We start from the raw sequence: 13,018 nt of genomic DNA, 5'->3' as shown, positions 1-13,018 counted from the left end.
GCGGACTGCTCAGGCCCGGGTTCCCTGGTCGCTGACGAGCGTGCCGATCTTCTCACCCTTGACGGCGCGGGCGATATTGCCCTCGGCGAGCAGCTCGAAGACGAGGATCGGCAGCTTGTTGTCGCGGCACAGCGTGATGGCGGTGGCGTCCGCGACCTTCAGGTCGCGGGAGAGGACCTCGCCGTATTCGAGCGCGTCGAACTTCACCGCGTCCGGGTTCTTCTTGGGGTCGGAGTCGTAGACCCCGTCGACCCCGTTCTTGCCCATCAGCAGGGCTTCGGCGTCGATCTCCAGGGCGCGCTGGGCGGCCGTGGTGTCGGTGGAGAAGTACGGCATGCCCATGCCGGCGCCGAAGATGACGACGCGGCCCTTCTCCAGGTGCCGCACGGCACGCAGCGGGATGTAGGGCTCCGCGACCTGCCCCATGGTGATGGCGGTCTGCACGCGGGAGTCGATGCCCTCCTTCTCCAGGAAGTCCTGGAGGGCGAGGCAGTTCATCACGGTGCCGAGCATGCCCATGTAGTCGGACCGCGCGCGGTCCATGCCGCGCTGCTGGAGCTCGGCGCCGCGGAAGAAGTTGCCGCCGCCGATCACGACGGCGATCTCCGCGCCGTCACGGACCACCGCGGCGATCTCGCGCGCGATGGCGTGGACGACGTCGGGGTCGACGCCCAGTCCTCTGCCACCCGAGAAGGCCTCGCCCGACAGCTTCAGCATGAAGCGGCGGCCCTTCTTGTCCTGGTCGCTCTTGTCGTCGGATGCGGTGTGGGGGTCCACGCCCTGATTCATGGAGATCTCCTCGTGCACATACGAAGAAGGCCATTGCCGGTGGGTCCTTGCGGTTCCCTCTGCGGCAATGGCCTCCTCGTCAGATCTGCGGTCGCCTCGCGCGAGCGCGGGTGACTGCCTCAGACCCTACCGGGGTCCGGTGTCCGTCGTGTACGGACGGACTCAGATGCCGACCTTGATGCGGCTGAAGCGCTTCAGGGTGACACCGGCCTCGTCCAGGACCTTCTGGACGGACTTCTTGTTGTCCAGCGCGTACGGCTGGCCGAGGAGGGTGGCCTCCTTGAAGAAGCCGTTGACGCGACCCTCGACGATCTTCGCGATGGCGGCCTCGGGCTTGCCCTCCGCGCGGGTGACCTCTTCGGCGATGCGACGCTCGGACTCGACCTTCTCGGCCGGAACGTCTTCCTTGGAGAGCCACTGCGGGGCGAACGCGGCGATGTGCTGCGCGACGCCGCGGGCGACCTCGGCGTTCTCCTTGTCGAGCTCGACCAGGACGCCGATCTGGAACGGCAGGTCGGGCATCGTGCGGTGCATGTACGAGGTCACGTAACCGCCGGTGAACTGCGCGAAGCGGTCCAGGACGATCTTCTCGCCGAGGTTGGCGTTGGCCTCGTCGACGAAGGCGGTGACGGTCTTGCCGGGCTCGATCTCGGAGGCGAGCAGCGCCTCGAGGTCGGCCGGGGAGGTGGCGGCGACGTGCGCGGCCAGCTGGTTGGCGACGGCCAGGAACTTGTCGCCCTTGGCGACGAAGTCGGTCTCGCACTTCAGCTCGACGATGACACCGGAGGTGTTGTCGTCGGAGATGAGGGAGACGACCGCACCGTTCTCGGCAGAACGGCCCTCGCGCTTGGCGACGCCCTTCTGACCCTTGATGCGGAGCGCTTCCATGGCCTTGTCGACGTCACCGTCGGCGTCCACAAGCGCGTTCTTGCAGTCCAGCATGCCGGCGCCGGTGAGCTCGCGGAGCTTCTTGACGTCAGCGGCGGTGTAGTTCGCCATGAGTCTGTGATTCTCTCTCGAAGTCGTAGATCTACGGGTGAACGGCGGAGGCGCCGCGCCTCAGGCGCGGCTCCCCCGCCGTCATCGTCCGTGCTGTGAGTGCCCGGCGTGTGAACGCCGGGCGCTCCCCGTGGGTCAGGCCTGCTCGGCGTCGGCGGCCGGGGCCTCGGCGGCGGGGGCCTCGACGGCCTCGGCGGCCGGGGTGACCTCGGCGGCGACCTCGGCGGCGGCGTCGGCGTCCACCTTGGCGGCGTCGACATCGGCGGCCGGGGCCTCGTCAGCCTTCTTGTCGCCCTCGAGCAGGTCGCGCTCCCACTCGGCGAGCGGCTCGGCAGCGGCCTTCTCGCCCGGCTTCGAGTCGCCGGTCGCGGCGCCGGAGCGGGCGATGAGGCCCTCGGCGACGGCGTCGGCGATCACGCGGGTGAGCAGGGTGACGGAGCGGATCGCGTCGTCGTTGCCCGGGATCTTGTAGTCGACCTCGTCGGGGTCGCAGTTGGTGTCGAGGATCGCGACGACCGGGATGTGGAGCTTGCGCGCCTCACCGACGGCGATGTGCTCCTTCTTGGTGTCGACGATCCAGACGGCGCTGGGGACCTTCGACATCTCGCGGATACCACCGAGGGTCTTCTCCAGCTTGGTCTTCTCGCGGGAGAGGACCAGGAGCTCCTTCTTGGTGAGACCCGAGGCGGCGACGTCCTCGAAGTCGATCGCCTCAAGCTCCTTCAGACGCTGGAGGCGCTTGTAGACGGTGGAGAAGTTGGTGAGCATGCCACCCAGCCAGCGCTGGTTGACGTACGGCATGCCGACGCGCGTCGCCTGCTCGGCGATGGCCTCCTGCGCCTGCTTCTTGGTACCGACGAACATGATGGAGCCACCGTGCGCGACGGTCTCCTTCACGAACTCGTAGGCGCGGTCGATGTACGACAGCGACTGCAGCAGGTCGATGATGTAGATGCCGTTGCGCTCCGTGAAGATGAAGCGCTTCATCTTCGGGTTCCAACGGCGGGTCTGGTGACCGAAGTGGACGCCGCTCTCCAGCAGCTCCCGCATCGTGACGACGGCCATGGCCATCTCCTTGGTTTCTCGGTTTGGTTCCTGACGCCCCGCCGCGCCCTGCCCCGAAAGGGACCGAGAGACGCTCTCACCGTGCCGGTTCCGGCTGGTGCTGGGGCGTGCGAAGTCGACCCGGTGACCCGGATCGCCACAAGAAGTGTACGGGACCCGGCGGTGTGCCGGGTGACGCCGTTGTCCACACTCCGCGCTCCGTCCACAGGCCCCGCCCGCCGGCCGGCGGGGCGCGGGACGCTGGGCGCCATGACGACTCTGCTGCTCAGCCTGCTGCTGACCTTGGTCCAGGCCGCCGTTCCCGGCGTGCGCCCGCTGCCCGCACCGCTCTCCGTGGTGCGCTGGTGGGACCCGCCGCCCACGCCGTACGCGGCCGGGCACCGGGGCGTGGACCTCTCCGCGCCGGTGGGCACGCAGGTGCGGGCGGTCGCCGCGGGCCGTGTGCACTTCGCGGGCCCGGTCGCGGGCCGGGGGGTGCTCTCCCTCGCCCTGCCGAACGGCCTGCGCACGACGTACGAACCGGTGCGCGCCCTGGTCTCACAGGGCGAGGAGGTCACGGCGGGCCAGGTGGTGGCGGTCCTGACGGAGGGCTCCCACTGCCCGGCCCCGTGCCTGCACTGGGGCCTGCTGGCGGGCGAGGTCTACCTCAACCCCCTGGCCCTGCTCCCCCGGCCCACACCCCGGCTGCTGCCGGACCGGGCCCCGGACGCCCCGCAGGGCTCAGCCCCGGACGCCCCGCAGCGCCATGGCCACGGCGGCCTCGGTGACCACGTCCGGGTCCTCGGCGGCTCCGAGCTCGATGCGACGGACGGCCGCGTCCACGACGCCTTGCAGCAGCATCGCGGCCAGTTTCGGCTCCCGCTGCCCCAGGGCGGCCAGCGCCTCGACGATCATGGCCACCAGACCCCCGTGGGCCGCGCGGATCTTCTCCCGCGCTCCCGCGTCGAGTTCGCTCGCGGAGATCGCCACCACCGCCCGGTGGCGCCGGTCGCCGACCAGCCCGAGCTGGCTGCGCACATAGGCCTCGATCTTCGCCTCGGGCGTCCCGGCCCGTTCCATGGCCGCCTCGATCTCGGCGGCCCAGATGGGGAAGTCCACCGCGCACAGCTCTTCGACCACGGCCGCGCGGGACCGGAAGTACTCGTACACGGAGGACCGGGCGAGGCCGGTGCGCTCCGCGAGGGCGGGGAAGGTCAGCGCCTCCGTCCCGCCTTCGGACAACAGGGAACGCGCGGCGTCCAACAGGGCCCCGCGCTGCATCGACCGGTGCTCGGCCACGGAGGCCGCTCGAATCCTGGGCACCTCTCCACTCTACGGAGGTACCGCAAGCTCACCGCCCCACATCGGCGAGCTTGGCCCGGAGTTGGAGCACGGACTTGGTGTGGATCTGGCTGACGCGGCTCTCGGTGACCCCCAGCACGTTGCCGATCTCGGCCAGGGTGAGCCCCTCGTAGTAGTAGAGGGTGACGACCGTCTTCTCCCGCTCGGGAAGCGTGTTGATGGCCCGGGCCAGCAGGCGCCGCAGCTCCCGGTCCTCCGCCACCTCCACGGGGTCGTCGGCCGTGGTGTCCTCGAGGGTGTCCATCAGGGAGAGGCGGTCGCCGCCCTCCCCGCCGGCGTGCAGCAGCTCCTCGAGGGCGACCACGTTGGCCAGGGACAGCTGGCTGAAGACCGTGTGCAGGTCCTCCACGCCGATCCCCATCTCGCCGGCGACCTCGCTCTCCGTGGGAGTGCGCCGCAGCTGGGCCTCCAGCGTGGCGTAGGCCCGTTCCACGGCCCGCGCCTTCTGCCGTACCGAACGGGGGATCCAGTCCAGGGCGCGCAGCTCGTCGATCATCGCCCCGCGGATCCGGGTGATCGCGTAGGTCTCGAATTTGATCGACCGGTCGATGTCGAACTTCTCGATGGCGTCGATCAGTCCGAAGACGCCGGAGGAGACGAAGTCCGCCTGCTCCACATTGGGCGGCAGCCCCACGCTGACCCGGCCGGCCACGTACTTGACCAGCGGCGAGTAGTGCAGGATCAGCTGCTCCCGCAGCCGCTCGTCACCGGACTCCTTGTACGAGCGCCAGAGCACCTCCAGGGACGAGGGCGCGGTGGGCCGCACACTGCCGCGGGCAGCGGGGGGAACCGCAGCGCGGTCGGACCCTGAGGTGTGCTGGGGCATGCTTCGCCTTTGCCGGAGCCGGATTCCTTGGGAGCGTAGCGTGACGAAAGTGTCGCGGTGCGCGAAGAGTACGGGATGGCGCGGGGACGAAGCGGCGCCCCGACTCGCACGGGCGACCCGGGACCGGCGCCTCGCGCACGGTCCCGGCGACCGCCACCGGGAGGACCGCGTCTTCCATCGGTTTCACTCTTTCACCGGAACGCCCCAGGTCAACGACCGCCTCGCCGGGTGGCTCCGGTTCGTATGCCGCGTTCCGGCGTTTGTCTGCTCAACTGCCAGGCGTCGCCCTGCCGTTCGACGAACCCCAGAGAGTGAAGTTCGTACAGTCTGCCGGTGACTTCATCGGTTCCGTTGCCGCAGGCACGTGCCAACTCCTCGGCGGTGACCGCCCGGCCGACCACGAGCGCGTCGAGCACCCGGCCGGTCTCCCGGTCCAGCAGGTCGCGGGCCAGGACGGGCCCGCGCCGCTCGGGGGCCAGTTCCCCGATGGAGCCGACGAGTTCGACGACCTCCGCCGCATCGGTGACGAGCACCGCCTCGCCCCGCAGCAGTTCGTGCACTCCGGCGGAGAGCCCGCTGGTGGCCGGTCCGGGGATGCCCATGGTGAACCTGCCGAGCTCCTGGGCCCGCCGGGCGGTGACCAGCGAACCGCTGCGGTGCGCGGCCTCCACCACGACGGTGCCGCGGGTCAGGGCGGCGATGACCCGGTTGCGCAGCACGAACCGGCTCGGGGTGGGGTGGCTGCCCGGCCCCAGCTCCCCCAGCAGCAGCCCCTGCCCGGCGATCCGGCCGAGGAGTCCCGCGTGTCCGCGGGGATAGGCGACGTCCACCCCGCAGGCGAGCACCGCCGCGGTGGCACCGCCCGAGGCGAGGGCCCCGCGGTGCGCGGCGCCGTCGATCCCGTACGCGGCTCCGGAGACGACCACCCAGCCCCGCTCGGCGAGGCCGGCGGCCAGGCTCTGGGCCATGTGCGCCCCGTACGGAGTACAGGCCCGGGCCCCCACCACGGCGACGGAGCGCAGCGCCCAGGTCCGCAGGTTCGGTCGGCCCCGCAGCCAGAGCCCCACGGGCCGGGCGTCCCCGAGATCGTCCAGCTGGGTCGGCCACTCCGCCGAGCCGGGACAGACGAACCGGGTCCCGGACTGAGCGGCCGCCTCCAGGTCCCGCCGGGGGTCGGCCAGCGCGGCCCGTCTGCGGTACCCGGCGAGCCGCTCGGCCCTCACCCCGGCCGGCGCCTTCGCCTCCGGCCCGGTCAGCAGGCGCATCAGCCCGACGGCCCCGTACTCCCGCAACCAGCGCCCGCCCCGCTCCTCCCCGGGCTCCAGCACCCGTGTCAGCGCCGCCCGGGCCAGCAGCTCCGGCTCCGCGACCCCGCCCGGACCGCCTGCGGACCCGCACTCCGCTACCCCGGGCGGCGGCTCGGGCCCACCGCCCCGGTCCGCGTCGGGCTTCCCGTCCCGCGCCCCCGTCATGACCCGGCCCCCGCCGCCAGGGTCGCCCCGCGGGCAATGCCGGTCCGCAGCTCCAGGGCCACGGCCACGTCCGGCACTTCGGGCCGGTCGCGACCCCGCAGGTCGGCGACGGTCCAGGCGACGCGCAGCACCCGGTCCAGCCCGCGCGCGGTGAGCAGTCCGCGCTCCATGTCGCGCTCGGCCTGGACCAGCGCGCCGGGGCCCGCCCGCCACCGGGTGCGCAGCTCCTGGCCGGGCACCTCGGAGTTGAGCCGCCACGGGGTGTCGGCGAGCCGGAGGGCGGCGCGCTCCCTCGCTTCGCGCACCCGGTCGGCGACCACCGCGGTGGACTCGCCCCGGCCGCCCTGCCCCAGGAGGTCGGAGCGGGTCACGGGCTCGACCTCCACCCTCAGGTCCACCCGGTCGAGCAGCGGCCCGGACAGCCTGCCCTGGTAGCGCCTGATCACCGACGGAGGACATTCGCACCCGGTCCCCTGGAGGGTGTGGCGCCCGCACGGGCACGGGTTCGCGGCGAGGACCATGAGGAACCGGGCCGGCAGCCGGACCACCCCGGCCGCCCGGGCGATGACCACGTGCCCCGATTCGAGGGGCTGGCGCAGGGCGTCCAGCGCCCGGCCGTGGAATTCGGCGGCCTCGTCCAGGAACAGCACGCCGCGGTGGGCGAGCGAGACGGCGCCCGGTCTGGGGACCCCGTTGCCGCCGCCCACCAGCGACTGCATGGTCGCCGAGTGGTGCGGTGCGCAGTAGGGCGGCCGGGCGACGAGCGGTTCGCCGGGCGGGAGGATGCCCGCCACCGAGTGGACGGCGGTGACCTCCACGGACTCCTGGCGGCTGAGCGGCGGCAGGATCCACGGCAGCCGCTCGGCCAGCATGGTCTTGCCCGCCCCGGGAGGCCCGCTCAGGAAGAGGTGGTGGCCCCCGCCGGCGGCCACTTCCAGGGCCCGGCGCGCGGTGTGCTGGCCCGCCACGTCGGCGAGGTCGGGGACGTCCCCGGCGTCCAGGCCAAAGCGGCCGGGCGCCAGTCCGCTGCCGAGGCCCGCCCCGGGAAGGACCAGGCCGGCCAGTATCGGGTCGGGGCGGCCCGGCGGCTCCGGGGGATCCTCCTCGGGGACCGGCTCGTCGGTCAGCACCGCGATCAGCTGGCGCAGGCTGCGCACGCCGAGCACCGAGACGTCCGGCACGAGCGCGGCCTCCGCGGCGCACTGCTGCGGGACCACCACCTGCCGGTACCCGGCCTCGGCCGCCGCGAGGACCGCCGGGAGGATCCCGCGGACCGGACGCACCCGGCCGTCGAGGCCCAGCTCGCCGATCAGGACGAGATCGGCGATCACGCCCGGGTCGACCACCTCGGCGGCGCCCAGCACGGCGGCCGCCACCGCCAGGTCGAAGCCGGCTCCGGACTTCGGGACGGAGGCCGGGCTGAGGCCGACGGTGAGCTTCTTCTGCGGCCAGGCGGCCCCCGAGTTCACCACGGCGGCCCGCACCCGGTCCCGGCTCTCCACCAGGGTCTTGTCCGGCAGCCCCACCAGGGTGAAGGCGGCGACCCCGGGCTCCAGGTCGGCCTGGACCTCCACCACCACGCCGTCGACGCCCACCAGGGCGACCGAGCAGGCTCGGGCGAATCCCATCAGGCCGCCCCCCTGACGTGCTCCACCAGGGGCGCACCGCGCCGCGGCAGCAGGACTCCGACCAGGTCGATGCGCACCCCGCCCGGCGGCGGTCCGCCGTGGTCGGCGAGCCACCGGCCGGCGAGCTGCCGCAAGCGCTCGGCCTTGCCGGGCCGCACGGCCGCCATGGGGTGCTCGAACGCCCCCGCCCGGCGGGTCTTCACCTCGCAGACGACGAGGGCGTCACCGTCCCGGGCGACGATGTCGATCTCCCCGCCGCGGCACCGCCAGTTCCGCGCGATCACGGTCATCCCGGCCTCGGCCAGCAGCCGCGCCGCGAGCTCCTCGCCGTACCGCCCCAATGCCTGCTGCGCCACGCCCTTCGCGTTCATCCGGCACCACCTCCGGTACCGACGATCGCGCTCCCCCGCCCACCTTGTGGATCTTGGTGGACAACTCCGCCGTTGTGGACAACCCGGTCACCCGTACGGCGGACGACCTCAGCTGCCCGGCAGTTCGAGGTCGCTCTTGTTGAGTTCCTCGATGTTCACGTCCTTGAACGTCAGCACCCGCACCTGCTTCACGAACCGGGCCGGCCGGTACATGTCCCAGACCCAGGCATCGGCCATGGAGACCTCGAAGAAGACCTCCCCCTGGACCGAGTGCACCTGCATCTCGTAGTCGTTGGTGAGGTAGAAACGGCGTTCGGTCTCGATCACGTACTTGAACAGCCCGACGACGTCGCGGTACTCCCGATAGAGCTTCAGCTCCATCTCGGTCTCGTACTTTTCGAGGTCCTCGGCACTCATGGCATGTTCCCCTTCAGCCGTGCGTCCCCCTATTGTGCGCCAGGCCCCCGCACCCCTAAACGATTTCCGGGGCCAGGACCACGGGCGCACCCGGAGGACCGTCGTCGAGCAGCGTACGGAGCAGCTCGGCGAGTCTGGTCGGATACACCGTCTCACGCGCCGAGAGAAGTTCCCCGGAGGTCCACCACCTGGCTCCGGTGACACTGCGCCGCTCCAGCTCGGTGAACGCGGTCGGCAGGGCTTCCGTCTGGGCGGTTCGGGCCAGGAAGTACCACTCGTCCTGCTCCCAGCGGCGCCCGTCGAAGGGGAAGGAGCAGTACCGGTGCCACAGCACGGGCCCGAGATCCACCTGTGTGATCCCCGTCTCCTCCGCCAGTTCCCTGAGCGCCGCCTGCTCGCGGCTCTCGCCGTCCTCGAGTCCGCCGCCGGGGGTGAACCACCAGTCGTCCGCGGGGTCGGCCGGTTCGAAGCCGTGCAGGAGCAGGATCCGGTCGGCCGGGTCCAGCAGGATCAGCCGCGATACCTTGCGCGGGACGGCGACGGGGCCCGGAACGACCGGGACGGCGACGGGGCCCGGAACGACCGGGACGGCGACGGGGTCGGTGGCAGCGGAGCCGGAGCCTGCGGGGAGATCGCGCGCCGCGGCCGGCTCCGCCCGGTCAGCGGACACCGGCCGGATCCCGCCGCCGTCCCCGCCCGAGGGCCCGCGCGACGGGCCCGTAGGCGGCGCCCAGCAGCACCAGGACGGCGCCGGCCGCCACGGTCACGAGCTGGATCCGCAGCGGGCCGGGCCGGGAGGTTCCGCCGGGCAGCCCCGCATACGTCCCGGGCCGCTCCAGCATCCCCGGGGAGGGCCAGGCCACGGCGTCGACGCGGGCGCTGACGGTGGACCTGGGCACGGTCCCCTGACCGGCCTCCTGCAGGTGGGCCCGGGAGTCGACGGAGGCGGCACGCCGGTCGCCGAGCAGGAAGAGGTTGCCCTCCGGAACGGTCACCTCGAAGGGGGCCCCGGGCCCGGGCGCCTGCCCGGGCGGCATCACCAGGCCGGAGTCGGGCTTGGTGCGGTCGGCGTAGGGCTCGTCGAGGGCCGTGCCGTTCACGGTGAGCTCGCCGTCCGCACCGCAGCACTTCACGGTGTCGCCGCCGATGCCGACGACCCGCTTGAGCATGGGCAGATCGCTCCACATGGAATCAGTAAAGATGACGACGTCCCCGCGGCGCACCTCGCCGCCGTCGATCCGCTCGGCCAGCACCCGGTCGCCGGGCAGCACCGTGGGCATCATCGAGTCCGTGGGCACGGTGTAGGGCCGGTAGACCAGCGCGCCCCAGACGAAGCCGCCGAGGAAGAGCGCGAAGCCGACGGCCACGGCGATGCCCGACACCACGTTGCCGACACCGCCGCGGCCGTCCTTGCCACCGCGTATTGCCTGTGTTCCGCCCATTGCAGCGCCCCCACGTCGGAGATCGTCGACCTGGGCGGCACCCTACCCGTCGGTACGGCCCGTGGGCAGCCTCCGCCGGCGCCACATGACGAGCGGCACGGCGCCCACGAGTCCGAGCGCGGCCGGCCCCAGCCCGACCGGTGCCAGGCCGGCGGCGCCGAGGCCGAGGGCGGTCGCCGCGGCCTGGTTGCCGATGCCCGGCTGGTCGAAGGTGTCCGGGATGGGAAGGGTGGACCAGCGGGTGATCGGCCACGCGACCACGACGGCCCGCCCGACGACGTCGTCGACGGGCACGAAGCCCTTGGTGGAGTCCTGCATGTGGTAGCGGGAGTCCTGGGAGTTCTGGCGGTGGTCACCCATCACCCAGACCTTGCCCTCGGGCACGGTGAGGGGGCCGAAGGGAGCGTCGTCGCAGGCGGTGTTGCCGGGGAAGATGTACGGCTCGTCGAGCGCCTTGCCGTTGACGACGACCGGTCCCCCCTTCTTGCACTCGACCGTGTCCCCGCCGATGGCGATGACCCGCTTGATCAGGTCCTTCTCGGCCGCGTCCGGCATCAGGCCGATCTTGCTCAGGACCTGCTGGGCGAAGTTCGGCTCCGGGGTGGGCTCGCCGGACAGCCAGTTGGCCGGGTCGTGGAAGACGACGACCTCGCCCCGCTCCGGCTCGGAGCCGAACCACGGCGTCAGCTTGTCCACCAGCACCCGGTCCCCGCGCTGCAGGGTGTTCTGCATCGAATCGGAGGGGATCGAGAACGCCTGCACGAGGAAGGTCTTGATCAGCAGGGCCAGCAGCAGCGCGATACCGATCAGGAGCGGGAGCTCCTTCCAGAACGAGCGGTGCGGGCGCGCCTCGGCTCCGTCCGTCTCGGCCTCGTGCCCGGCGGCGTCGTCCGGCCGCTCCTCGCCCTCGTCACGTCCGGACCGTGCGCCTACCGCCACGTCCCCCACATCCACTCCTCACTCCGATTCGCCGCCCGCTGCCGAACGGACAGCGGGCCCTCCCCTCCCCTAACGAGCGGGAGTTCCCGAAGGCTCGGGAGACCCAGGACACACTATGCGAACGGCGGGGCGGGGCGGCGCCGCCGGCGCCCCCGGGCGCCGCGCCGGGCCTGGTCCGGGACCGTGCGCCGGGCCTGGTCCGGGACCATCCGGAAGGTCGCGGGCGTGTCCAGCCGGCGCCAGTGCCCGAACGGCCAGGCGATCACGACGGCCTCGCCGACGACCTCGTTCTCGTCGATCGTGCCCTCGAAGCGCTCGTCGAGGTGGTAACGGGAGTCGGCTGAGTTCGCCCGGTGGTCACCCATCACGAAGAGCCGGCCCGGCGGCACCCGCACCTCGAAGCGGATCTCCGAGGGCGCGTTGCCCGCGTTCACGTACGGCTCATCCAGCGGCGAGCCGTTGACGGTGACCCGCCCGCGGGCGTCGCAGCACTTGACGGTGTCCCCGCCGACGCCGATGACGCGCTTGATCAGGTCCTGCTCGTCCGCCGAGGGCAGCAGGCCGATGAAGGTGAGCGTCTGCTTGATCTGCTTCACCCCGACCGGGTCCGGGGCCGGCCGGGCCGCCTCGCCCTTGAGCCAGCCGCCCGGGTCCTCGAACACGACGACGTCGCCGCGCTCGACCTCGGAGCCGAACCAGGGGGTCAGCTTGTCGACCAGCACCCGGTCGCCGATCCGGATGGTCTGCTCCATCGACCCCGACGGGATGAAGAAGGCCTGCACCAGGAACGTCTTGAGGAGCAGGGCGATGCACAGGGCCACGACCACGAGCAGCGGCAGCTCGCCCGCCCGGCGCGTGCGGCGGCGCCGCCGTACCCGCCGGGCCGTCCGCCGGCGTTCGGCCCGACCGCCCTCCACGACGACGGGTTCCGGCTCCGGCTCGGGTCTGCGCTCCGGTTCCCGCCCGCCGCGCGGCCGTCCGCGGCTACCCATGGCCGCCGCCGGCGCCACCCCAGCGCGAGAGCGGCCAGCCGATCCACCCGGCCCGCCCGATCACCTTCTCCACCGGCACCATCCCCCCGCCCGGCTCCCCCAGGTGGTCCCGCGAATCGCGGGACTGGGAGCGGTGATCACCCATCACCCACAGGGTCCCAAGGGGTACGACGATCCGGAAGGGGACCGTCGAGGGCGCGTCGCCGGGGTAGAGGTACGGCTCCCGCAGGGGGACGCCGTTGACCTCGATGCGCCCCTCGGCGTCGCAGCACACTACGTCGTCGCCGCCGACGCCCACGACCCGCTTGACGAAGTCGGTGTCGGAGGGCTCCGCGAGTCCGAGCGCCGAGGCCGCGCCGCGCAGCAGCTCGCCGACCGGATGGCCCGCGGGGCGCTCCCGTACGAAGGACCCGGTGCCGTCGAAGACCACCACGTCACCACGGCGCGGCTGCTCGCCGAAGCGGTACGCCAGCTTGTCGACCAGCAGCCGGTCGCCGACCTCGAGCGTGGGCTCCATGGAGCGGCTCGGGATCAGGAACGGCTGGACCACGAAGTTGCCGAGCAGCAGCAGGAAGACGGTGCAGAGCACACCGAGCGCGCCGGCCCGCCGCCAGGTCAGCGGCCGCAGGACCGCGGAAAACGCGAAACGCGACCGCCCTTCCCCCTCGACGGGGGAAGAGTGGCCGCGCTGCGTGTGAGGTGCTTCGGTGTCCATCGGGGGCGAGCCTATCCGGCCG

Annotated in this window: 14 protein-coding genes and 1 pseudogene; 1 reads left to right on the top strand and 14 read right to left on the bottom strand. The window is 72.5% G+C overall.

Annotation, left to right across the window (positions count from 1 at the left end):
* Positions 1-9: 9 nt before the first annotated feature.
* The 3 genes from pyrH to rpsB all read right to left on the bottom strand — a co-directional run bounded on the left by pyrH (position 10) and on the right by rpsB (position 2,853).
* Complete coding sequence (gene pyrH, locus AC07FY_RS09590; protein ID WP_073913371.1) at positions 10-789, bottom strand: UMP kinase; 780 nt, start codon at positions 787-789, stop codon at positions 10-12.
* Between the two features lie 162 nt (positions 790-951).
* Positions 952-1,788, bottom strand: coding sequence for a translation elongation factor Ts (tsf, locus tag AC07FY_RS09585; RefSeq protein ID WP_479002934.1), 837 nt, complete (start codon positions 1,786-1,788; stop codon positions 952-954).
* Positions 1,789-1,923: 135 nt separating this feature from the next.
* Positions 1,924-2,853: a 30S ribosomal protein S2 gene (gene rpsB, locus AC07FY_RS09580; protein ID WP_479002931.1), complete on the bottom strand. Its 930-nt coding sequence runs from the start codon at positions 2,851-2,853 to the stop codon at positions 1,924-1,926.
* Positions 2,854-3,102: 249 nt separating this feature from the next.
* Here rpsB and AC07FY_RS09575 point away from each other — a divergent pair.
* Positions 3,103-3,447, top strand: a pseudogene (locus tag AC07FY_RS09575) (peptidoglycan DD-metalloendopeptidase family protein); the annotation flags it as partial.
* A 126-nt stretch (positions 3,448-3,573) separates the two neighbouring features.
* Here AC07FY_RS09575 and AC07FY_RS09570 read toward each other — a convergent pair.
* The 11 genes from AC07FY_RS09570 to lepB (AC07FY_RS09520) all read right to left on the bottom strand — a co-directional run bounded on the left by AC07FY_RS09570 (position 3,574) and on the right by lepB (AC07FY_RS09520) (position 12,996).
* A complete protein-coding gene (locus AC07FY_RS09570) occupies positions 3,574-4,131 on the bottom strand; it encodes a TetR/AcrR family transcriptional regulator (RefSeq protein ID WP_479003205.1) in 558 nt (185 codons plus the stop codon).
* Between the two features lie 52 nt (positions 4,132-4,183).
* Complete coding sequence (whiG, locus tag AC07FY_RS09565; RefSeq protein ID WP_479002928.1) at positions 4,184-5,020, bottom strand: RNA polymerase sigma factor WhiG; 837 nt, start codon at positions 5,018-5,020, stop codon at positions 4,184-4,186.
* Between the two features lie 209 nt (positions 5,021-5,229).
* Positions 5,230-6,492: a DNA-processing protein DprA gene (gene dprA, locus AC07FY_RS09560; protein WP_479002925.1), complete on the bottom strand. Its 1,263-nt coding sequence runs from the start codon at positions 6,490-6,492 to the stop codon at positions 5,230-5,232.
* Positions 6,489-8,120, bottom strand: a complete 1,632-nt coding sequence (locus tag AC07FY_RS09555; RefSeq protein ID WP_479002922.1) for a YifB family Mg chelatase-like AAA ATPase — start codon at positions 8,118-8,120, stop codon at positions 6,489-6,491. The genes dprA and AC07FY_RS09555 overlap by 4 nt, the downstream gene beginning before the upstream one ends.
* Complete coding sequence (locus tag AC07FY_RS09550; RefSeq protein ID WP_479002920.1) at positions 8,120-8,491, bottom strand: YraN family protein; 372 nt, start codon at positions 8,489-8,491, stop codon at positions 8,120-8,122. The genes AC07FY_RS09555 and AC07FY_RS09550 overlap by 1 nt, the downstream gene beginning before the upstream one ends.
* Before the next feature lie 108 nt (positions 8,492-8,599).
* A complete protein-coding gene (locus AC07FY_RS09545) occupies positions 8,600-8,908 on the bottom strand; it encodes a DUF2469 domain-containing protein (RefSeq protein ID WP_005311352.1) in 309 nt (102 codons plus the stop codon).
* 55 nt (positions 8,909-8,963) lie between these two features.
* On the bottom strand, positions 8,964-9,422 hold the full coding sequence (locus tag AC07FY_RS09540; RefSeq protein WP_479003202.1) for an NUDIX hydrolase: 459 nt from the start codon (positions 9,420-9,422) through the stop codon (positions 8,964-8,966).
* A 145-nt stretch (positions 9,423-9,567) separates the two neighbouring features.
* Positions 9,568-10,350: a signal peptidase I gene (gene lepB / locus AC07FY_RS09535; protein ID WP_479002917.1), complete on the bottom strand. Its 783-nt coding sequence runs from the start codon at positions 10,348-10,350 to the stop codon at positions 9,568-9,570.
* Between the two features lie 42 nt (positions 10,351-10,392).
* Positions 10,393-11,289: a signal peptidase I gene (gene lepB / locus AC07FY_RS09530; protein ID WP_479002915.1), complete on the bottom strand. Its 897-nt coding sequence runs from the start codon at positions 11,287-11,289 to the stop codon at positions 10,393-10,395.
* Positions 11,290-11,402: 113 nt separating this feature from the next.
* A complete protein-coding gene (lepB, locus tag AC07FY_RS09525; protein ID WP_479002912.1) occupies positions 11,403-12,281 on the bottom strand; it encodes a signal peptidase I in 879 nt (292 codons plus the stop codon).
* Positions 12,274-12,996, bottom strand: a complete 723-nt coding sequence (gene lepB / locus AC07FY_RS09520; RefSeq protein WP_479002909.1) for a signal peptidase I — start codon at positions 12,994-12,996, stop codon at positions 12,274-12,276. The genes lepB (AC07FY_RS09525) and lepB (AC07FY_RS09520) overlap by 8 nt, the downstream gene beginning before the upstream one ends.
* Between the last annotated feature and the right edge of the window lie 22 nt (positions 12,997-13,018).

Source organism: Streptomyces sp. NPDC045967 (assembly GCF_056430495.1).
The sequence above is the reverse complement of the archived record's forward strand: the minus strand, read 5'-3'. Positions and strand labels throughout refer to the sequence as shown.